General features: G+C 35.3%; 21 protein-coding genes, 2 tRNA genes and 1 pseudogene. 17 read left to right on the top strand and 7 right to left on the bottom strand.

From position 1 onward, the window contains the following. Positions 1 to 2: 2 nt before the first annotated feature. From AB0A59_RS05745 to AB0A59_RS05800, 12 genes are all read left to right on the top strand, one after another. A complete protein-coding gene (locus AB0A59_RS05745) occupies positions 3 to 875 on the top strand; it encodes a RimK family alpha-L-glutamate ligase (protein ID WP_458747132.1) in 873 nt (290 codons plus the stop codon). A 126-nt stretch (positions 876 to 1001) separates the two neighbouring features. Beyond that, a complete protein-coding gene (gene argC, locus AB0A59_RS05750; RefSeq protein ID WP_458747133.1) occupies positions 1002 to 2054 on the top strand; it encodes an N-acetyl-gamma-glutamyl-phosphate reductase in 1053 nt (350 codons plus the stop codon). Continuing rightward, entirely contained in the window at positions 2051 to 2848 is a 798-nt protein-coding gene (locus AB0A59_RS05755; protein WP_458747134.1) for a [LysW]-aminoadipate/[LysW]-glutamate kinase, read from the top strand. The genes argC and AB0A59_RS05755 overlap by 4 nt, the downstream gene beginning before the upstream one ends. Next, positions 2848 to 4044 carry an aspartate aminotransferase family protein gene (locus AB0A59_RS05760; protein WP_458747569.1) on the top strand — a complete coding sequence of 399 codons (1197 nt, stop codon included), beginning with the start codon at positions 2848 to 2850 and terminating at the stop codon, positions 4042 to 4044. Before AB0A59_RS05755 ends, AB0A59_RS05760 begins: the two co-directional genes overlap by 1 nt. Then, the gene (locus AB0A59_RS05765; RefSeq protein ID WP_458747135.1) at positions 4037 to 4471 is read left to right on the top strand and encodes an AsnC family transcriptional regulator; all 435 of its coding nucleotides are present in this window, start codon (positions 4037 to 4039) and stop codon (positions 4469 to 4471) included. Before AB0A59_RS05760 ends, AB0A59_RS05765 begins: the two co-directional genes overlap by 8 nt. A 172-nt stretch (positions 4472 to 4643) precedes the next feature. Next, positions 4644 to 5852, top strand: coding sequence for a LeuA family protein (locus AB0A59_RS05770; protein ID WP_458747136.1), 1209 nt, complete (start codon positions 4644 to 4646; stop codon positions 5850 to 5852). Positions 5853 to 5856: 4 nt separating this feature from the next. Further along, positions 5857 to 6030 carry an alpha-aminoadipate/glutamate carrier protein LysW gene (lysW/argW, locus tag AB0A59_RS05775; protein WP_144730454.1) on the top strand — a complete coding sequence of 58 codons (174 nt, stop codon included), beginning with the start codon at positions 5857 to 5859 and terminating at the stop codon, positions 6028 to 6030. Continuing rightward, on the top strand, positions 6018 to 6899 hold the full coding sequence (lysX, locus tag AB0A59_RS05780; protein ID WP_458747137.1) for a lysine biosynthesis protein LysX: 882 nt from the start codon (positions 6018 to 6020) through the stop codon (positions 6897 to 6899). The genes lysW/argW and lysX overlap by 13 nt, the downstream gene beginning before the upstream one ends. Before the next feature lie 11 nt (positions 6900 to 6910). Further along, positions 6911 to 8053 (top strand): M20/M25/M40 family metallo-hydrolase, encoded by a 1143-nt coding sequence (locus AB0A59_RS05785; protein ID WP_458747138.1) that lies wholly within the window; start codon positions 6911 to 6913, stop codon positions 8051 to 8053. Positions 8054 to 8120: 67 nt separating this feature from the next. Then, on the top strand, positions 8121 to 9230 hold the full coding sequence (dph5, locus tag AB0A59_RS05790) for a diphthine synthase (RefSeq protein WP_458747139.1): 1110 nt from the start codon (positions 8121 to 8123) through the stop codon (positions 9228 to 9230). A 77-nt stretch (positions 9231 to 9307) separates the two neighbouring features. Then, on the top strand, positions 9308 to 10816 hold the full coding sequence (locus AB0A59_RS05795) for an RAD55 family ATPase (RefSeq protein ID WP_458747140.1): 1509 nt from the start codon (positions 9308 to 9310) through the stop codon (positions 10814 to 10816). Between the two features lie 58 nt (positions 10817 to 10874). Further along, positions 10875 to 11810, top strand: coding sequence for a metallophosphoesterase family protein (locus AB0A59_RS05800; protein WP_458747141.1), 936 nt, complete (start codon positions 10875 to 10877; stop codon positions 11808 to 11810). A gap of 24 nt (positions 11811 to 11834) precedes the next feature. On the opposite strand, the gene AB0A59_RS05805 is transcribed toward AB0A59_RS05800, so the two are convergent. Then, a complete protein-coding gene (locus tag AB0A59_RS05805) occupies positions 11835 to 12755 on the bottom strand; it encodes a transcription initiation factor IIB (protein ID WP_458747142.1) in 921 nt (306 codons plus the stop codon). A 172-nt stretch (positions 12756 to 12927) separates the two neighbouring features. Between AB0A59_RS05805 and AB0A59_RS05810 the strand changes: the two genes are divergently transcribed. Next, positions 12928 to 14316, top strand: a complete 1389-nt coding sequence (locus tag AB0A59_RS05810) for a glycosyltransferase family 2 protein (RefSeq protein ID WP_458747143.1) — start codon at positions 12928 to 12930, stop codon at positions 14314 to 14316. A 100-nt stretch (positions 14317 to 14416) separates the two neighbouring features. Here AB0A59_RS05810 and AB0A59_RS05815 read toward each other — a convergent pair. Continuing rightward, positions 14417 to 14514, bottom strand: a tRNA-Leu gene (locus tag AB0A59_RS05815). 144 nt (positions 14515 to 14658) lie between these two features. On the opposite strand from AB0A59_RS05815, the gene AB0A59_RS05820 reads away from it, so the two are divergent. Further along, on the top strand, positions 14659 to 14952 hold the full coding sequence (locus tag AB0A59_RS05820; protein ID WP_458747144.1) for a single stranded DNA-binding domain-containing protein: 294 nt from the start codon (positions 14659 to 14661) through the stop codon (positions 14950 to 14952). 249 nt (positions 14953 to 15201) lie between these two features. Here AB0A59_RS05820 and AB0A59_RS05825 read toward each other — a convergent pair whose 3' ends face one another. Both AB0A59_RS05825 and AB0A59_RS05830 read right to left on the bottom strand, forming a co-directional pair. Next, positions 15202 to 15429, bottom strand: a complete 228-nt coding sequence (locus AB0A59_RS05825; RefSeq protein ID WP_458747145.1) for a hypothetical protein — start codon at positions 15427 to 15429, stop codon at positions 15202 to 15204. A 336-nt stretch (positions 15430 to 15765) separates the two neighbouring features. After that, on the bottom strand, positions 15766 to 16035 hold the full coding sequence (locus AB0A59_RS05830; RefSeq protein WP_458747146.1) for a hypothetical protein: 270 nt from the start codon (positions 16033 to 16035) through the stop codon (positions 15766 to 15768). Positions 16036 to 16475: 440 nt separating this feature from the next. On the opposite strand from AB0A59_RS05830, the pseudogene AB0A59_RS05835 reads away from it, so the two are divergent. Continuing rightward, a pseudogene (locus tag AB0A59_RS05835) lies at positions 16476 to 16544 on the top strand (hypothetical protein); the annotation flags it as partial. Positions 16545 to 16704: 160 nt separating this feature from the next. On the opposite strand, the gene AB0A59_RS05840 reads toward AB0A59_RS05835, so the two are convergent. Both AB0A59_RS05840 and AB0A59_RS05845 read right to left on the bottom strand, forming a co-directional pair. Further along, complete coding sequence (locus AB0A59_RS05840) at positions 16705 to 17031, bottom strand: PH domain-containing protein (RefSeq protein ID WP_458747147.1); 327 nt, start codon at positions 17029 to 17031, stop codon at positions 16705 to 16707. Positions 17032 to 17101: 70 nt separating this feature from the next. Then, positions 17102 to 17743: a DNA-3-methyladenine glycosylase gene (locus AB0A59_RS05845; RefSeq protein ID WP_458747148.1), complete on the bottom strand. Its 642-nt coding sequence runs from the start codon at positions 17741 to 17743 to the stop codon at positions 17102 to 17104. 43 nt (positions 17744 to 17786) lie between these two features. On the opposite strand from AB0A59_RS05845, the gene ahcY reads away from it, so the two are divergent. Both ahcY and AB0A59_RS05855 read left to right on the top strand, forming a co-directional pair. Beyond that, positions 17787 to 19043 carry an adenosylhomocysteinase gene (ahcY, locus tag AB0A59_RS05850; protein ID WP_458747149.1) on the top strand — a complete coding sequence of 419 codons (1257 nt, stop codon included), beginning with the start codon at positions 17787 to 17789 and terminating at the stop codon, positions 19041 to 19043. 104 nt (positions 19044 to 19147) lie between these two features. Beyond that, positions 19148 to 19222, top strand: a tRNA-Val gene (locus tag AB0A59_RS05855). Positions 19223 to 19247: 25 nt separating this feature from the next. Here the strand turns inward: AB0A59_RS05855 and AB0A59_RS05860 are convergent. Then, positions 19248 to 21029: a DUF2070 family protein gene (locus tag AB0A59_RS05860; RefSeq protein WP_458747150.1), complete on the bottom strand. Its 1782-nt coding sequence runs from the start codon at positions 21027 to 21029 to the stop codon at positions 19248 to 19250. Positions 21030 to 21032 lie beyond the last annotated feature (3 nt).

Below are 21032 nucleotides of genomic sequence, written 5' to 3' on the forward strand. Positions count from 1 at the left end.
AAATGGTAAAATTAGATATCCTATTTGATAAATTACGATTCGAAGAAAAGGCTCTCTATAATACTGCAATTAAGAAAGGAATCAACGTACGGTTAATTGATTCACGAAATATCATCATTGATACGGATGATTTAGATTCAAATGAATTGGAATTTGCTGATGTATTGTTGCAACGCAGTATAAGCCACTTTCGGGGACAATTTCTGACCTATTGTCTAGAATTGTGCGGGTATAACGTAATTAATAATTCAAAAATTGGAGAAATATGCGGAAACAAACTACTGACTTCAATGATACTTAAGAAAAACAATATACCGACCCCTAAGTCTTATTTCTCATTTAATTCTGATTCTGCCTTTAACTTTATAAATACTAAAGATTTGGAACAGAACCCATTAGTTTTCAAACCAGTGATTGGATCTTGGGGACGTGGTGTATTTCCAGTTCGGAATAAAGAAATAGGGAAGATAATTGTGGAAATGAGGCAAGAAAGTCCTAGCCCTTTCTCCAGTATTTTTTATTTTCAAGAGCTCATTCATAGGCCCCCAAGGGATATTCGTTGTATAGTTGTTGGTGAAAAATTAATTGCAGCAGTATATAGATATTCGTCGGACGGCGAATGGCGGACGAATGTCGCTAAAGGCGGTAAGGTTGAATTAATTGAATCTACATCCGAATTGGAGGAATTGGCTTTAAAGGCAGCAAAAGCAGTAGGTATTGGTGTTTTGGGTATAGACATGATGGAAGATCAAAAGCGGGGACTAGTGGTACATGAAATAAATAACACAGTAGAGTTTAGAGGAGCCAGTCTAGCTACCGGTATTGATGTTGCTGATACCATCGTTGAATATGCAAAAGATTGTGGCAAAAGATAGAAAAAATAATATCGACAAAAAATTTAAATGAGGATTATTGAACGATTTATTATTTATGAAATTCATTGTTGCTATATACTTTTTATTTGAAAAAGAGGTAATTGAATATACATTGAGGAATTCTAAATGAAAATTGGAGTTATAGGAGCTTCCGGTTTTGTGGGTGGAGAGTTGCTTCGTCTGTTAGTGACTCACCCCAAGGTCGAGGTCTCGATAGTTACGTCAAGACAAAAAAAAGGCGAATATGTACATAGGATTCATCCGAGTCTCAAAAGTTTTATTAATTTAACGTTTTCTGATCTTAATCTTGATAAATTAACAGACACATGTGATATAGTTTTTGTTTCTGTTCCTCATGGTAAATCAAATAAAATCGTTAACGAGCTTTATAAGAGGGGTATCAAAATAATCGATCTTTCTGCAGATTTTAGATTGAAGAACCCAGACGATTATGTAAAATGGTATGGATGGGAACATCCTTATCCTGAAATGCTGTCTAAGTCGGTATATGGAGTTCCAGAATTTCATAGAGACCAAATAAAAAATGCAAAACTGGTTTCATGTCCTGGATGTATGGCTGTTACGTCGATCCTCGCATTAAAGCCGCTAATTGAGAACGATGTGATAGATACCGAGCACCTTGTAGTGGATAGTAAGATAGGCTCATCAGGTGCAGGGGGACAGGCGAATTCAGCAACACACCATGCGATGCGCTATGGAGTTATTCGACCTTATAAGCCTGCCAAACATCGTCACACCGGGGAAATAGAACAAGAGCTAAGTTTGTTGGGTGGCAAGAAAATTCATGTTAGTATGACCCCTCATGCTGTTAATATGGTAAGGGGGATATTGACAACTAATCATGCATTTTTAAAGAAGGATCTAAGTGAGTTAGAACTTTGGAAGATGTATAGAAATTCGTACAACAATGAATTTTTCGTGAGGTTAATAAGGGACAAGAACGGGATTTACAAATTTCCAGATCCGAAATTTGTAATAGCATCTAATTTTTGTGATGTTGGATTCGACTTGGATGAAGACAATAAACGAATCGTAGCTATGTCCGCTTCTGATAATCTGATGAAAGGTGCAGCAGGCTCAGCAATTCAAAACCTCAACGTAATGTCAGGATTTGATGAAATGACTGGGCTAAAATTCACTCCAGTTACTCCAGTATGATCGTTATCAAAATAGGTGGAAGCATAGTTGAGGGATTAAACCCTTCTATCTTGGATGATTTTAATGAATTAGTAAAAGAACAAAAATTGGTAATAGTTCATGGAGGCGGAAAGGATGTTACCAGTATCGCTACCAGTATGGGAAAGGAACAGAAATTCATAACATCGCCAGCTGGTAAGCAGAGTAGATATACCGATAAAGAAACGGCCATGATTTATACAATGGTGATGTCAGGGAAGATTAGTAAGAACATTACTGCGATGCTTGAAAGTAAAGGCATATCATCTGTAGGAATAAGTGGCATTGATGGTGAAACCATAAAGGCATACCGTAAAAAGAAATTGATGATATTAAACGAAAAGGGAAGAAAAATGATAATAGATGGAGGTTACACTGGAAAAGTCTCAACAGTGAATCCCAAATTAATTAATTGCTTATTAGACAACGATTATGTCCCAGTCGTTTCTCCGATAGCTATTAGCGATGAGTTTGAATTTCTGAATATAGACGGGGATCGCGCAGCGGCCAATGTAGCTGGAGCCTTAAAATCTGATGTAATAATCTTCATCACCAACGTGAATGGGCTTTTTATGAATGATAAATTAGTATCGAGTATTTCTCTAGAAGAAGCGAAAAACATGCTCCCCAAAATTGGACCTGGAATGGAAAAAAAAGTGCTTGCTTCCACCGAGGCTTTGTCTATGGGTGTAAAAAAAGCTATAATAGCCTCTGGTTCGGTACAAAATCCTATAATGTCTGCTCTTGAAAATAAGAATTGTACAGTGATCTCATGATGCATGAGGTAGAGAATGAAGAGTCCTTTGTAGGTAGTTTGTATCAGAGGTTTCCTGTTAATATTACAAAAGGAAAAGGATGCAAAGTCTGGGACATTAGCGGTAAAGAATATCTTGATTGTATGGGTGGATATGGAGTAGCCCTAGTAGGTCATTGCAATGATCGGGTCGTAAAGGCAATAACGAGTCAAGCCCAAAATTTGATTACCTGTCATATGTCTGTTTACAATGACGTCCGTATTGATTTTCTTAAGAAGTTCTCTAAAATTGCTCCGACGAATTTACAAAAAACCTTTTTCACAAATAGCGGAACTGAATCTGTGGAAGCTGCCTTAAAATTTTCCAGAAAATACACTAGTAAACCAGGCGTTTTAGCCTTAAACGGTGGGTACCATGGAAAAACTTTCGGGTCTCTGTCTGTAACCTATAATGAGAAATATCGAAAGTCATTTTTACCATTATTGGATCATATGCAATTCATTTCTTATTCTGAATCTAACATGATTTCAGAGATCTTGACAAAGTCGGATAAAAAGATAGGCGCCGTAATAGTCGAGCCTATCCAAGGCGAAACCGGAATCATTATGCCACCTTCCGGTTTTCTAAAAGAAATTAGGAATATTTGCAATGAAAATAGCCTCGTACTTATTTTTGACGAAATACAATCTGGGCTAGGACGAACTGGAAAAATGTGGGCAGGTCAGCATTGGGAAGTTGAGCCTGATATTATGTGCTTGGCAAAGGGTATTGCAGGCGGCGTTCCAATGGGACTCACAGTCATGCGTTCTGAAATTTTAGACTGTCTGAAAATTGGAGAACATTCTTCTACATTTGCCGGAAATCCATTAGCGTGCGCAGCTGGTTCTGCCACCATTGATTCAATAATTGAGGATAAGCTCGTGTCAAACTCTGAAAAAATGGGTCGTATCTTTAAGTCAGGTCTTTTAGAAATTAAAGAAAAATACAAGATTATTCGTGAGATTAGGGGGGTTGGAATGATGTTGGGAGTAGAAATGAGGTTTGATGTGAAAGACATTCTTCTTGATGGTATCAAAAACGGTATTTTATTGCTCTATTCCGGTAGAAACATTTTAAGATTGCTACCTCCAATAGTCATGAAAGAAGAAGAAGTGAACAAGTCTCTGGAATTAATTGATAAGCTAATTTATAACGAGGAGAGAAGACGATTTGGCTGATAATCTGAATAGTATAGATGAGAAAATAATAGGGTTGCTGAAAACTGATTCACGCAAGTCGTTTGTCGAGATCGCAAATTCTATAGGGATGTCAGAATCCGCAGTTCGTCGCAGAGTGAAAAACTTGCAAGACACAGGAGTAATACGAAAGTTTACAATCGACATGGGTCCTTCAAATAAGACGAGTGCCATAACGCTAATTTCAGTAAGCTCAGTAGCTGATACGTCTAAGGTGTCTGACCAATTATTAAAGCTCAAGGGTATTGAAATAGTATACGAGATTACTGGACAGTATGACATAGCAACTATAATAGTAGCTCCTACCATATTAGAAATAAACTCGTATATTGATGAAATACGTAAAATTGACGGAGTATCGGATACTAATACGGTCATAATCTTGAGAACACTGGGAAGCCTAAATTAGATATGGTTAGCACAGTAAAAATGTTATTGTCATTATCCATCTAATTTATCAGGGAATTACTATTAACGCTTGATATCTATTGTTTTATCAAAAGACATTATATAGTTGATTTAATTTATTTTTTAACGAAAACATACATTAAATAACCGATTATAGTAATATTATATGTCGAATGTCACTAAAAACAGATGACCCTAACTATTTTGCTCATCAGTATAATGATTCTGAGAGGGATAAGAAAAAAATCAGAATCCTAGACTCTACTCTTAGAGAAGGAGAGCAGCATCCCGGTGTATCATTCTCCAATAAACAAAGAATCCAGATAGCTTGGATGTTGGATTCCTTTGGAGTAGATCAGATAGAAATTAGTCCGATAGTTTCACCTGATCATCACGAAGCGACCAAAATAATCATGAAGCAAGGGTTAAAAGCTGACATTGTAGCACATGTAAGAGCAATAAAATCTGATGTGGATAGAGCACTAGATTGTGATACCAATTGGGTTGCAACATACATGGGAATTTCTGATATTCATTTGTTAGCAAAGCTTCGAATATCTAGAGAAGAGGCGAAACAGAGGGCACTTGAGGTAGTTGATTATATTAAATCTCATGGCCTAAAATCGCGCTTTACTATGGAAGACGCCAGTAGAACCGACCCGGAATTTTTACTAGAAATGTGTAGAGAAATGAATCAGAGAGGAATAGAAAGAATTAGCATTCCAGATACTGTTGGGATCATGAGGCCACGAGGAATGTATAACTTAGTTAAAATGGTATACGATAATATAGACAATTCTAAAACTTCTTTAGATGTACACTGTCATAATGATGTAGGTTTGGCACTTTCCAATGCATTATCGGGATGTGACGGTGGAGCTGATCAAATTCACACAACTATAGATGGACTTGGTGAACGGACTGGAATTCCTACCTTAGCTGAAACTGCTGTTGCCTTGAACTTAATCTACAAATCCAATAACAGTTTTAGACTGCACCTCTTGAAGGACCTGTCTCGAACAATATCCGACTACACAAGCATTCCAATCCATGAATCAAAACCACTTGTGGGGGACAGTGCTTATAAACATAAAGCGGGCACCCACTTGGCAGCTATACTGAGAAACCCCTCAGCATATGAAATCATCGAACCTAAACAAGTAGGGAATCGTCGTAAAATAGTGTTCGGGGAGTTGTCAGGGAAGAACGGCTCTGCCTATTTATTATCCCTCCTTGGTTTGGATTCTAACAAAGAAAATGCAGAATGTTTGGCCAAGGGTTTGAAAGAGCTGCGGATGGGTGATATTTTGGAACTATTTTTAGACGAAAAATTGGAGAGAAAAATACTTAATGAGGATTATGTCAAAAATAATAAGGAATAATAAAATGGCAAAAGTTAATTGTAAGGAATGTGATGCGGAAATTCCAATACCAGCTGACTCGATGCAAGGTGAAATCGTTACCTGTCCTGACTGCGGAGAAAGTTTTGAATTGGTAAAATCTGGTGACGAATTCAGTATAAAGCCTGCGCAAGTAGTTGGAGAAGATTGGGGACAATAAATATAGAGGAAGGTGAATCTTCTCTCTATATCCTTTTTGACAATATACGTTGGGAGGAGAAATCCATTATCGAAAAAGCAAAACAAAGCGATTTGGACCTAAAGCCTATTGATTGCAAAGACCTTGTACTTTTCCTAAATGAAGATACGAAAAGATTTAAGGAGAAAGTCATTTTACAACGTTGTATAAGCTATTTTAGAAGTTTGCATTCAACGGCCGGACTAGAAGGATTGGGTGCAAGAATGATTAATTCTTTGTATACGTCATTCATGTGCGGCAATAAGTTAATTTCTCATATAGAACTCCAAAAAAATGGAATACAAACCCCTACCGCAATATGTGCCTTTAATACTAATTCATCTCTAGAAGGCATCAAAAAATTTGGTTACCCTGTAGTTATAAAGCCCACTGTAGGAAGCTGGGGGCGACTAATTGGGCTATTAAATGATGAGGAAGCAGTGAAGGCAGTCTTAGAAGATAGAGAACATATGTTTCCCATTTATCACATTAATTATTTTGAAGAATTTATTAAAAGACCACCTAGAGATATTCGGGCTATAGTAATTGGTGATAAAGTTGTTGCCGCGATCTATAGGTATTCCGGGAACAATGAATGGAAGACTAATATGGCTTTAGGTGGTCATGCTTCTCCTTGTCCCATTACGACAGAATTAGAAGATATTTGTATAAAATCCTCAAAAATTTTTAAGGGTGACATAGTGGGAGTGGACCTAATGGAAAGTGAAAAATACGGATTAGTTGTTCATGAAGTAAATAATACTACTGAATTCAAGAATACTGTGCGAGTAACTGGTGTTGACATTCCCGGTTTAATTTTGGATTATATGGTAAATATTCATAAGAGATAATTATCTAAAAAATGGTATCTCCAAATTTTGCTATAGAGTTATTAAAAAATACTTTGGAAATCTATACTCCATCAAGGTCCGAATCTCAACTTGCCAATTTCTTGAAAGATATTTGTATGGATTTAGGTTTTGAGAGCGCTAACATTGACAGCGTTGGAAACATGATCGCAGTTAGAGGAAACGGAGAACCGGTTATTCTCCTCTGCGGCCATATGGATACTGTCCCAGGGATTGTACCTGTCAGGCTCGAGGGAGATTATCTGTACGGGCGCGGTGCTTCTGATGCAAAGGCCCCGTTAATTTCAATGTTATTGGCAGCGGCAGACATTCCAAAACAAGCAGGCACATTTATTTTCGCTGCTGTCGTAGACGAAGAGGGAAATGCCACAGGAATAAAAAATCTGGTAAAAGATACTACATTAAATCCCGACTATGCTATATTTGGAGAACCCAGCGGAATAGAAAATATCACCATTTCGTATAAAGGTCGTCTTGAAATCCGTCTGATGTGTGATGTCGATGATAGTGCACATGCGAGTGCACCTTGGCTGTCATTAAATGCAATCGATGAATTATACAATGTGTGGAATGATTTGAAAAGCGTATTTCAGAGTAAGGAATTAGCTAACACAAAAAGCAAAGCTGATCAGATTAGTTACAGCGTCACGGAAATAAATGGAGGTACAAGTCATAATGTTACTCCTCAAAAATGTAGAATAACTATAGATATACGTATTCCAACGAATTTATCCTGCGACAAAGTATTAGAGCTGATTGATATGCGCATAAATGAGATTAAAAATTTCATTAAAGGTGTAAAGATAAAGTATCGAGTAGAGGATAAAACCGAACCCTTTCAGGCTAACGTTTCCTCTCCGTTGGTACGGGCCTTAGTTTTATCCATTTTGGAACAAAGAAAAAAAAGACCCTTATTATTAAGGAAAACTGGAACAGGAGACATGAATATCCTGGGAAATGTTTTGAACATTCCTGTGGTGACTTATGGACCTGGCGATCCTCATTCATCTCATACAGTTGACGAAAAAGTGTTTGTTCCCGACTATTTGACTGGTGTAGAAATTTACAAAGCTGCATTATTTCATATGGTCAGGCTTCACAAAAATCTTCAAGAAAAATCAAATACATACAGCTGATATGAGGATCGGTGGCAGGAACCATACATTAATATAAATTAGAATAATTAACGGGAAGAATTAGAAAATGTTGTATATAATTGGCATCGGAATTAATGAGTTCGAATCCTTATCCTTAGGATCTTTGGAAATATTAAAAAACAGTGATATAATATATGTTGAAAGATTTACTGGATTTATTTCAGATGAATTTATGCAGAACCTGTCAAATTTACTGCGAAATTCACGTGATTCTAAATCAAGAAACGATATTGAAATTAAGTTCATTAAGAGGTGGTTTATCGAAGATGGACGAGAGGTTCTTGAAAATGCTCAAAAATCTCTTATATCCATCTTAGTATACGGAGACCCCTTAGTAGCAACTACTTACAACGAATTACTTGTGAGGGCAAAAAAACAATCCATAGAATTTAGAGTTGTTCATTCCTCTTCTGGAATCCTTTCACTAATGGGCGAGTCCGGCCTTCAACCTTACAAATTTGGGAAGATGGTCACCATGATGGACGATCCAATGTCTTCTATTACAGTATACAATACAATATATGAAAATATGTGCCTTGGGTTGCATACACTAATACTTACAGAGTACAACAATGATGATGAAAAAAATAATTTTCAGTCAATTTCTGATCCATTCTTCTTGTCGCCCAGCAGAGTCATGGATCTATTACTAGAGAGAGAAAAAGAAATCAAACTCCTAAATTTTTCTACTGAAACATATGGTATGGTGGCCACTAAAATAGGACATAGGGAGTCAACCTTTAATTCTGGAACAATCAAGTCACTATTGAAGTTAGAATATAGGGGTGGTCCCAATTCGATTATTATTCCTGGAAGATTGCACTTCACCGAGGTAGATGCGATCAGATATCTTACTAGTATGTTAGATGAACCAACTGATAACACTGAGCGTATTCACCGATTGGCTCACAGGATGCTGAACAAGTACATTCCTAATACTAAAGCCGCTGTTGATAATATGTATCAGCTTATTAAAAGTGAGTTAAATGGGCTATCAAAAGATTACGCACCTGTGATTGAAAATGCCGAAAACTATTTGCTTGACGCACAAAATTTTTACAACCAAGGGAGGCTTGAACTAGCCATACTAAGTGTGGGGTACGCCGAAGGTTTAATCGATTCCATTAGATTTCAGAAAAATATGAATCCTTGGTAGGTTTTTGTATACTAATTTTTTATAGTTGATAGTTTAGAATTGTTAATAGAATATCTTAGTTTAAGATGTATTAAGTAATGTCCGAGAGCAACAGAATTTCTTCCAATGATGATGACAATAGCATCAATAGTACGGACGTCGATAGACCCAAACGGAATAAGAGAAATACAATGGGTCATTTGCCAAGTGAGCTCCTTAAGTTTGTCAAAAATGAATCATATTCGTTACTTATAAAAGGTAAACCAGGGACAGGTAAAACTACATTTGCACTCACTCTATTAGACAATCTTAACGATGGTAGTAACTACTTTTATATTTCTACACGTCTGTCATTAAAACAACTATTATTTTATTACCCGTGGGTTGAAAAATTTTTCTCGAAAGATGAGAATAAGTCTGGTTATAGATTTGAAGACGCGCGCCTAGATGAACCAGAATCATTATTTGAAAGAATCACTAATCAATTAATGGATGTAAAATCTCCAGTAATAATAATCGATACATGGGACACTATTGCATCATTTATGGATCGAGAGTCGAGACTAAATAATGAGAGAGTGTTGCAGATTTGGAGAGAGAGGGCAGGAGCTAAACTAATCTTTCTAAGCGAAACTTTCGATCTTGGAATTTTGGATTCAATTGTTGATGGAGTTGTTACTTTGGATAACAGTATTTCGGATTCTACTAGCAACAGACAATTGACAATAAATAAACTCCGAGGGTTATCCATTAGATGTAGCAGTTATTCTTATTCATTATATGGCGGCGTTTTTTATACGTCCGACTTGATTAAGGATTTAAACTTATTTTCAACTCTTGAAAAAATAAAGCCCTTCTATGAGAGGTCAAAGTTGATTGTTAATAAACAATCAAACAAGTCAAAGTCTAAGACAATTGATGACTTTGATGTACAAGAACTTTTTATAAAGAATAATTTTATCTCAATTTTTGTAGGAGATAATATTAATAATGAATTGTTAATATCATTATTATTAAAACCAATTTGCTTCTGGATGAACAAAACTAACAACAAAATAATGCTAAATAATTTTGGAACCGGTTTCAAATATTTGTGTGAGAGAATCTTAAGTTATCACTTGTCTAATGAAGAGGTTATAGACAAATTATTAAAACAAGAAATTAATTTTACAGACTCATTCGGAGTCCTTAGGAACAAACATGAGAAGGAAGAATTAAGTAACTATGATATCCGAGCTATTAATGATAAGATAAAACTTACAGGTTCATTAAACTCGCAGACAGATCCGAATCCAAAACTGTATGATTCTCTGCATCTCAAAGAGGAAACGAATATACTAAATATTTTAAATGCATCTAACTTACTATCTCTCTTAAATGATGAATCCTTCTTAAATCTACTACAACACAGCTTTGCTATAAATGTAATTGTCATTAGGCCACCGGAAACGAATATGAAATTAGGCTTCTTAGAGAAAGGCATACACCTGGAAATGAACTTGGTCGGAAAAAATATTTTGATAAGACTTTTTGATCGTGATATCATATTGTTTGAAACTATACTCGATAGATCTCGCTTATTCGTGGAATGGCGTCATATTCTTTGATCACATTTTATCTGCAAACATCAATAAATTTAATTTAATCAATGCATAACATTATCAAATGGAAGATCTATTTTCGGTTTTTGATTATACCCTTGAAGAAAGTAGACTGCTGGTAGAAAAGATTACCTCAATTCACAAGGATCAAAAATTCCATGGTTTTTTTTCAGATGTTGGTATGATTTCAGGTGACTATCTTAATTTTCAAATTCCAGACAATTTAGTCGTGGTGGGAGACTTACACGGTGATTTTAGATCATTAAAAAAAATAATGTACAAGATCAACTATTATCAGTATTTAAAGAGCGAGTCAAACATACTAATTTTCTTGGGCGATTACATTGATAGAGGTAAATATTCTCTGGAGGTATTGCTTTTCCTTTGTAGTATTAAATCTATGTTCCCTACCAATATATTCATGTTAAGAGGTAATCATGAAGCATATCATCGATTTCCATTTTCCTCCTTTGATTTTCTCAAGGATCTGCAAAACAAATTTGATGATTCTGGCAAGACACTCTATATCAATACAATGATACCATTTTTCGATTCACTTTCTGGTATTTGCGAAATAAATGGGTTTTCTCTTTTGGTACACGGAGGTGTACCTGTGATACAGGATAATGAGTTTCTTAGAAATTATAAATTTAGAATGTCTAACATGAATTCAGACCAAGAATTATTGCAAGAAATACTCTGGAATGATCCTCGGGAATTTACCGATAGAGAATGGCAGGTCTCAAATAGAGGATTAGGTAAATACTTTGGAATCAATACTACAATGAGTTGGATCAATCATACTAAGACCAAGTTGATAATAAGAGGCCATGAACCTTGTATGGGATATAAATTTAATCACAACAACAGGGTACTAACACTGTTCTCATCAAAAGATCCATATCCAAAGTTTGAATCCTCATATCTAGAAATTTCAAAAAAACAAATTGAAGCCCTTGAGCTAACTCTTGATATTAAGGAATTTATCCGCCGAACTTAGCGTATTTTTTTGTTATAGACTAACTTAAAGCTCTGTCTTTGACTTTATTTCTTTACATCTTTTCCTTAATGAAACAGTTGAAATTTCTGCAACTTGACATATTTCTACTTGTCTTAAGAATTCATTGCAATTCTGGGAAGCTAGATAGATTATAGATCCTGCCAAAGCTCTTGGATTCTTGCCTATTGAAATTCTGTTTTGCTGGACCAGCGAAAAAATTCGTAGAGCTTCTCTTTTTGTCTTTTCACTTAGTTGTAAGCGGTTACATATTAGCGTAACATAATCCGGTCCGTGTAAGACAGGCATCTGGAGTGAGAGTTCTTTTAGTATCAGTTTGTAGTGAGACATTATATCTTTGGTGGTTATATTGCAAGCAGTTGCGATATCTGTAATTGTTTTAGGTGTAGCAGTTTCTCTGCATGCAGCATATAATGCTGCCCCTACCAATCCTAGAGTTGAACGTCCCTTTGCTAGTTTCTTGAGCGCTGCTTTTCTATATATGTAAGCCGCTCCTTCTATCACTGCCTGACTGAGATACAATTTATCTCCAAAGTTATTCAAAAGTTTTAATGCTTTCTCTAAATTCCTAGAAACAGAATCATTGAGTTGAGCTCTATTGTTCCAAGTTCTTAATCTTTGGATATTATTTTTTTGAGACGAATCCAAAGCTTTCCCTCTAGCGTCAGTGTCTCCGATTCCAATTAATGTCGAAAGCCCCTTGTTATGGATTGCAAGTGATTCAGGCATACCTGTTCTTGTCCTGTCATTATATCCGGAATTATTTCTAAAACTTGCCATCGAGTCAGAATTGGGGTCTTGACTTGATACACAACCGCAAGATGAGCATACATATTCGAAAGATACATTATCAAAAATAACAGAATCACTTTTACAAAATTCACATACTAGTGGCTTTGAATTCTCTACCTTGCCTTCGGGATGCATAAAACTATATTCAATCCTTTATCACTTATAACAGTTATTATTTATATTTTTTCCAAAAATTAAGTATATCTATGTTATTAGTAATTCCTCTATTACCGCAAGTCTGTTTTAATAAAATTCTGATAAAAATAAACGATTAAATTATTAAATAATAATAATATTAGTTATTTAATTGATTGACAATGCTGCTTTAATGATAGCTATGATTCTTTGGATATTCTTTATTCCAAACGCCGTTAAATTATTCTATAGATTTGTCAGAAACAATAAACAATTTATAGAAAAGGATCTTAGGAGAATTCCCAATGATCCAAAGATTATATTCCAGATTACTACCAAATCTGCTACAAAAACCAGTGTTGTAAAACGTGGAATTCAATCGATTATTGATTCATGTAAATCGACGAAATACTCAAAGTACGAGATTTTAGTTGTAACTGAAGATCCGAAAGATATTGAAACATTGGAATTCATGCCTTGTAAGGTGCTTTGTGTTGAAAAGAGCTTCTCACCTGATGCCATCAAGAAAGCTAGAGCGCTGCAATTCGCGGTAGAGTCAAGAAGAAAACTAAAAAAGCAGAATTCAGACCATTGGATTTTTCATATGGATGATGAGAGTTATGTCGTATCACAAACTATTCTCTCGATTTTAAAATTTATACGTGAAAAGAAGGGAATAGCAAGTGAGGGCCCGATATTCTATCCACTGAAATTTGAAAAGGCTAATAGGATAACTGCTTTGGCAGAATCTATGAGAGCTTTTGGTTGTTTTGAATGTGTTACTCATATGCATCATCCCCCACCAATACATATGCACGGGAGTAATCTGCTCGTTCGATCTGACGTTGAGGACAAAATTGGCTGGGAGTTTGGACCAATCTTGGCGGAGGATCAAAGATTTGGATATGAATTATTTAAGAAATATGGGAGGAATTCAATGGGCTGGCATGGAGGAATTCTCTTAGAACAACCACCTCTGAACATCAAAGATCATTTTATGCAGAGGAGGCGTTGGGTAATAGGTAATTTGCAAAATATAGGGAATTTTTCAAGGCTATTTAAGATTAGATTAATATATAAATGCACATCCTTTTTCCTTGGATTTGTTTCTGGAGTTATCTCCTTAGCCTTGGCCTTTTACATTAATGTTCCAAAATTAATAAGTGTATTTTCATATGCAAGTTTTGATTGGAACAATAACATAAGTTTTGACTTGTTCGTATGGTTTGATAGAATAGTGCATATTAACAGCTCATATAACGAAATATTGAGACCGCTTTTTGATATACAAATTTTTGACGGTACCCTTGCTCTAATCTTACTGTTTTCAAGCACAGTTTGGTTATTGTCTTATCAAGTAGGACTCTTTCTTAATCTAAAATATACCAAAATTGGGAGATTGAAGCGCATATTTTTACATTTTCAAACCTTAATACTTGCTCCTTTTTTAGGACTGTTGGAATCGTTTCCCGCCTTCTATTCAGTCATCGAGTTCTATTTCTACAAGTTAATTAGACAAAATAAATTGAAATCGTATGATTTTTACGTCGTAAAAAAATAATATTCTGAGCGTGTAGGTTTGTACCTACTCCGCGTGCTAATCCTTGGAAATGAATACTTTTCATTTTATAGTTGTCCCGTCGCAAAAATTAAAAATGCGATGGAGGAGGTGGGATTCGAACCCACGAACCCCTAAAGGACGGGATTTCTTAATATAATCTTGAGTCCTGCGCGTTTGACCAGGCTACGCGACTCCTCCTTTGTAAAAATAATGAAGAAAACTCTGTATTATAATCTTTTGATCTTTGAAGAGTAATAAATTTTGGAACATGGGTAAGAGCCATCAAAAATAAAAATGATAAAATTTTATATTAATTAGAATTAAACATAATAAAAGATGACAATGAAGATAAATGAACTAACAAATGATATGAGGCATGTTACGATTGAAGGTAAGATCGAAAAAATTAGTGAACCTAGGACAGTAAATTTACGTGCAGGGGGCTCGGCGCTTGTAGCTGATGCAATGATCTCTGACGACACGGGGACCATAAAACTATCGTTATGGGACGATCAAATAAAGATGGTTAAAGAAGGAGATAAAATATCAATAGAGAATGGATATACTCAAGCCTTTAGGGGCGAAAATAGTCTTAATATAGGACGGTATGGAAAAATCGCAGTTATGGATGAATAAAATACCTTGACGTAGCTTATCTTTTTCTATTTTTTAATTGCATTAGATCGAGTTCTATGAACCTTTTGTACTATTTCCTAAATGATTCTTTCAATTGTGGTAATTATTATTTTCATTCGACCTCTTTCCATCTATTTAGAGTTTTGACTTATTTAGTCTAATCAATAATTGTGTTGTTTTGATATGGGGGATCTTGCTCATATTTGGTAGTCTAAAACTGCTTTCATAGTATCGCAAAAAAATTAAGGATTATCCAATACCAATCGGGAAACGCATTCTCAAGGATTCAGAGATAGTAACTAGGAAAGGTATCATTCTTAAGATGCAGATATTTTCAGTAATTCTATAATAGATATTTGGTGAAATTCTCCAGCCTGAGTTCTCCTCAAAGCTTACTATTTCAACAGTCCATGTGATAGAAATATTATGACTGGGCAGAGCCGGCACCACTGCAAATACCGAGTCAAAGAAAACCACCGGGAAAATCTTTCACTGCTTCAAATGACCTTAATCTGAATGATTAGGTTATGAATTCTGAATAAGTCGATAAAGGATTTTGATATCGGAATCTGCCGTTATTGCTTGTGAACTCACTATTACATTTCATTGGAAAGACTTCTTAAAAATTTTTCATTATTCCCAAGTTTTCAATCAGATATGAGCTTTGGTAATGCTTTTAATGTCTGTCCTTTACTGTTACAAGATCACACCATAATCTTATTTAAAATCATAACCAAATGATTTTGTTATGCAATTATTATAAACTCCTATATTTTATAGATTGTTTTTCATCTTGATGCATTACCTTAAATGTTATGGTATTCTTATTCTAATTATTCCTTCACTATTTTTGGCAGGCGTATTCAGCCCTTTATCTTTTGGGGCAGTTGATAAACCCCATATTATAACTCCAACAAAAAGCATCTGTTGCCAGAATGATACAAATGCCGGCTCCGAGCCTACTTCCACTTCTCTTGCAAGCCCATTGAAGAAAATAAACACAGATGAGAAAAAAATTATAACTCCAACAAAAAGCATCTGTTGCCAGAATGATACAAATGCCGGCTCCGAGCCTACTTCCACTTCTCTTGCAAGCCCATTGAAGAAAATAAGTACAAAACCAATCCAATCAGATGATTCAGAGAAAACTCAGTCTACTTCCACTTCACTTGCAAGCCCATTGAAGAAAATAAGTACAAAACCAATCCAATCAGATGATTCAGAGAAAACTCAGTCTACTTCCACTTCACTTGCAAGCCCATTGAAGAAAATAAACACAGATGAGAAAAAAATTATAACTCCAACAAAAAGCATCTGTTGCCAGAATGATACAAATGCCGGCTCCGAGCCTACTTCCACTTCTCTTGCAAGCCCATTGAAGAAAATAAGTACAAAACCAATCCAATCAGATGAAGAAGATAATTTAGAACGTAAACTTCATGAATCTGCTGAGAAAAATAATGATCGGAACCTTTCTGATTTAATTCAAACTAATCTGGCTAAACTACTTAGTGCAGATCCAGCTGAGATTGAGGATAACAACAACGATAACAACAACGATAACAACAACGATAACAACAACGATAACAACAACGATAACAACAACGATAACAACAACGATAACAACAACGATAACAACAACGATAACAACAACGATAACAACAACGATAACAACAACGATAACAACAACGATAAACTGGATGAATTAAGGTCCCTTGTAAGCACAGTTATGTCCTAATTCATTTTAATTAGTTATTTTGAATTAATTAAGCATTCAAGAATCTTGAACATGTTTCTTACTTCATTTGATGGCCCTTTAATGTCTAACTTGATTCCGCCATTAATGGATATTTTTGCTAGATTTAATAACCCACCTTTTTCTTTGTATTCTAATCCTTGCAATCTTTCAATTTTTTCACAAATAACATCCTCGGATTTATTTATGAACCCACTTTCCCTGTATAATAAGATTCTCTTGTTTGTGATAAACAAGTCATACTTTTTGTTTGCATATTCGATTTCTCTTCGACAGATAAATTTCACTTGTTCTTCAGGTACTAAGAAATCTTTCAGCGGCATTTTAGAATAATTTCCAAGCAGCTATATATTGAATAAAGTCTATGGATTTAATCTGTTTAGTAATTATATTTTAGCTTCGAGACAAAAACTTGCTTGGTTGATAGCGCAAGCTGTTTAGGTCTTGTCTTAGCATAATGAATCTCCATTTTTTTTCAATACCCGTTGAGATGCCAATCCTAATAGTTTGAGAGACTCTGAATCGATTAGTTGAAGAAAGATACTCGTTCTCCTCGACATAGAAATAGTTATTTATTGAATGATCGGTTACATCGAGATTGTTATGTTTGATGGTAATCTTGAATGCCTGAGTCAATCTTCCCGGTCCCGTAGTCAAATTATATAAATTTTCAGTCTTCCTGAATAACTTCATTAAATTAATTCCTTCAAAGGGCTCTATCGATCGGATTAGGACTGCTCCTGCCAATTGATTTTGATTCCTTGCCACAATATTGAGACAATGATGATTCCCATAAATGAAGTATATATAAAGTCGGCCTACCTCTCCGAACATTGAGGCATTTCTAGGAGTCATTTTTTTATATGCGTGGCTTGCGGGGTCATCTGTGTAACCATATGCCTCCGTTTCTGTAATTATTCCGCTGATCTTGAAATAGTTGCCCATAAAGTGCGTGTACTTGACTAAAACCTTTCCAATCAAGGAACTAGCCACCTTGGGTGTTTCTTTCTCAAAAAATGATTTTTTGAGCCTCAACTATTGTGTTAAAGTAATATAAGGTCTGTATATTTTTTTACCTATGGAATATAGAATTAAGGATATTTCCTTAGCAGATAAAGGTAAAAAAAAAATCGAATGGGCTGAAGCGAATATGCCCGTACTATTATCTCTAAAAAATAAATATAAAGAATCAAAACCGCTAAAGGATCTTGTGGTTGGTGGTTGTTTGCACGTAACTAAGGAAACAGCCGTTTTAACTAAAACACTTGCAGCAGCTGGAGCCAAAATAGCATGGTCGGGATGTAATCCCTTAAGTACTAATGACGATATTGCTGCCTCACTCGTAAGAGACGAAGAATTGTCCATTTTCGCAAGCAGGGGAGTGACAACTAGCGAATATTATGAAGATATATACTCAGTCCTAAAGTTCAACCCTGATATTACGATTGATGATGGTGCCGACCTGACAATTGAATTTCATAAAGCATTTGAAAAATATGGAAAGAATATCATTGGAGGGACAGAGGAAACTACTACTGGAGTTTTAAGATTAAAAGCTCTTGAAAAAACATCAAAACTTAGTTACCCTATAGTAGCTGTTAATGATGCTGAAACCAAACATGACTTTGATAATGTTTACGGTACGGGCCAATCTGCTCTCGATGGTATCATTCGGGCAACTAATGTATTAATTGCTGGTAAAGCAGTGGTCGTTGCTGGTTACGGACATGTCGGAAAGGGGATCGCAAGCAGGGCTAGAGGATTTGGTGCATCGGTAATTGTTACTGAAATCGATCCAATAAATGCCTTAAAGGCAAAGATGGATGGCTTTATAGTTGCCCCAATGGAAGAAGCAGCATCTATTGGTGATTTATTTATTACATCAACAGGTTGTAAAGATGTTATAGTTGGTTCGCATATTGAAAAAATGAAGGATGGCGTGATCCTAGCTAATGCAGGACACTTTAATGTGGAGATTTCCATTGAGGAGATTAAAGGTTTGGCTAAAAGTTCAAAGCATGTAAATGAAAATGTAGAACAATTTATTTTGAAAAATGATTCAAAGATTAATGTAATTGGGGAAGGAAGATTGGTAAACTTGGTAGCCGCAGAAGGTCATCCCTCCGAAGTTATGGATATGAGTTTTGCTAACCAGTTCTTATCGGTGCTTAACCTTGTTAATAACAAAGGCAAATTTGAAAACAAAATTTATGAGATCGATAGGGATCAAGATTTGCTTATAGCAGGCCTAAAGTTAGAAGCAATGGGGATAAGCATAGACAAATTATCTGAGGTTCAAAATAAATACCTCAGTGAATATGGTGAAGGTACATAACTGTCTGAGCATAACGATTCATTTATCCCCTGAACGTAACGATGATCCAACAGCCAAAAGTTAATTAATCTTCATATTTTAACACTAGAAGGGCATTCATTTCTGGATGGGTAGTCTAGCCTGGTTAGGATACCTGTCTCACACACAGGTGGTCGAGAGTTCAAATCTCTCCTCATCCATCGCCATACTAAAACTAAATATGAATTAGGTAAATAGTAACATTAGGATATATACAACAAAAGTAATTGCCAGGAATACTTTTGTTACTAGAAAAGATTTTTCCAAGGCGTTTGAATAATCATCAAATTGGTTGTTTCCCATGACCATTACTTTACTTTCTATCTTAAAAATATCAAATGTTGCTTTATTTAGAGAAACTTTTGCTCTTTTAGCTAACGATTGGAATACGTCCAATATATTTGACTCCGGAGTGACGTCACCTAATGTATAATAGCCTTTAGTATTTCTCTTCCCTGATGTGGAATGAGTGTCAGAAGTACAAATTTCTATGATCTCTAAATTTTCTGCTACAAGAGTGTCTACAATTTTCTCTCTAAAGCCATTTTTCATATTGTTAGAATCGATCCAACATAGCGAGTAGTCTATGTTATTAATTGAAATGATCAATAGTCCAAACTGGCCGTGTCCTAAATCTGGTTGTCTTAACAAATCCTTCTTCGTCTGTTCCTCTATTTGAAAACTATTAGCATATCCTACCTTAAAGTAAAATTGTTCTGATCCTCTTAGTCTAATCAAGCATTCTTTACCGATTTTTATCAGTACTTTTATATGCTCTTGTTCGATTTTTTCCCCAAGCGAATTATGAGCGTCAATAATCAAAATTTGCTCAAAACCAATTTGTTTTGCATATATTTCAAGCTCTGTTTTCACATCAGGTGGTATGTCCTCCATCCCTGAGGGAGACTTTGAAAATAAGATTATTACATTTTTTCCAAGAGCAAACCCACTGCAGTTACAATCCTTGTTACGAATTGTAATCGGAATGGAACATTTATCACCTGCCTCTAAATGACTGTGCTGATCTAATGACATTAAATATTTTTCAACCTCTTTCTTTGAAGGTATGTTTAAAGAATGGTCGGAAATACTATGCATGACCATCGCAGAATTTGAATAAAATTTAAAAATATCGTATGGCAAATTGCTGCCTCCTATTGGGTTAAAAGGACCCGGATGGAGTTCAGGTAGTACAATAGAAATTTCCTTCTGATTATCAGGCTTTAATCTTACAATTAGAGTATTGACTATCTTAGGACTTGCTTTCGCTTCTGCAATCTTTTCCATTTCATCTGATTTATTCTCGGTCCATGCAATAAGAAAAGCTTGCAATATCTTAAAAGCACTAGTAAAATTGGGTCTGCCGATCCTGTCGATTATGATTGTCCATAACACACCTATGAACAAGATAACCGACCCGAATACGTATACTGCAAAGTTTGTGTAAAATATATGGTTAAAGTAAAAAAAAGAAAATAAAATGAAAATGATCAACGGTTGAATGAATGAAATCGGGATAGTTCTCTTTAACGATGCTCCAAATACTGACACAAAAATACCTATACGTAGGCCTATGGCCATAAACATCCCTTGCAAAACGAAATTGATGGTCAAACTGTTTGTATTAATAATGAATTCAGAAATAAATCCACCAATTACGGTTAGAGTCCAAAGAAGATTTGCAAAGGCAGATACGTGCAAGACTTTGGAAAATCTGTTTAGAGGTGTGCCACGTAATGAAAGGTAGTCAAAAACAAGTGTGACTGAAAATACAGATGCAATGATTGGAAGACTTGTCAAAAAATCAGTGATAGAGTGTGGAGTAATTACGAAATTAATTAATGCGACATTTGTAATTAAACTTAAGATTGATATTAGATAAGAAAATTTCTCTGAAGAGGGATTTATATTTGTAAATAACCATCTTTTATGAAGACTGGAAACACTATCAGACTCAAAATTACTCATTAA

It is taken from the genome of Candidatus Nitrosocosmicus sp. T (assembly GCF_054408485.1).

Bases quoted from the DNA above. Each gene is read 5' to 3' on its own strand.
- AB0A59_RS05755 (WP_458747134.1), top strand. From the start codon at position 2,051: ATGATCGTTATCAAAATAGGTGGAAGCATAGTTGAGGGATTAAACCCT.
- lysW/argW (WP_144730454.1), top strand. From the start codon at position 5,857: ATGGCAAAAGTTAATTGTAAGGAATGTGATGCGGAAATTCCAATACCA.
- AB0A59_RS05745 (WP_458747132.1), top strand. From the start codon at position 3: ATGGTAAAATTAGATATCCTATTTGATAAATTACGATTCGAAGAAAAG.
- AB0A59_RS05770 (WP_458747136.1), top strand. From the start codon at position 4,644: ATGTCACTAAAAACAGATGACCCTAACTATTTTGCTCATCAGTATAAT.
- AB0A59_RS05840 (WP_458747147.1), bottom strand. From the start codon at position 17,031: ATGCCGCTGAAAGATTTCTTAGTACCTGAAGAACAAGTGAAATTTATC.
- AB0A59_RS05760 (WP_458747569.1), top strand. From the start codon at position 2,848: ATGCATGAGGTAGAGAATGAAGAGTCCTTTGTAGGTAGTTTGTATCAG.
- ahcY (WP_458747149.1), top strand. From the start codon at position 17,787: ATGGAATATAGAATTAAGGATATTTCCTTAGCAGATAAAGGTAAAAAA.
- AB0A59_RS05820 (WP_458747144.1), top strand. From the start codon at position 14,659: ATGAAGATAAATGAACTAACAAATGATATGAGGCATGTTACGATTGAA.
- argC (WP_458747133.1), top strand. From the start codon at position 1,002: ATGAAAATTGGAGTTATAGGAGCTTCCGGTTTTGTGGGTGGAGAGTTG.
- AB0A59_RS05805 (WP_458747142.1), bottom strand. From the start codon at position 12,755: ATGCATCCCGAAGGCAAGGTAGAGAATTCAAAGCCACTAGTATGTGAA.
- AB0A59_RS05785 (WP_458747138.1), top strand. From the start codon at position 6,911: ATGGTATCTCCAAATTTTGCTATAGAGTTATTAAAAAATACTTTGGAA.
- dph5 (WP_458747139.1), top strand. From the start codon at position 8,121: ATGTTGTATATAATTGGCATCGGAATTAATGAGTTCGAATCCTTATCC.
- AB0A59_RS05800 (WP_458747141.1), top strand. From the start codon at position 10,875: ATGGAAGATCTATTTTCGGTTTTTGATTATACCCTTGAAGAAAGTAGA.
- AB0A59_RS05795 (WP_458747140.1), top strand. From the start codon at position 9,308: ATGTCCGAGAGCAACAGAATTTCTTCCAATGATGATGACAATAGCATC.
- AB0A59_RS05860 (WP_458747150.1), bottom strand. From the start codon at position 21,029: ATGAGTAATTTTGAGTCTGATAGTGTTTCCAGTCTTCATAAAAGATGG.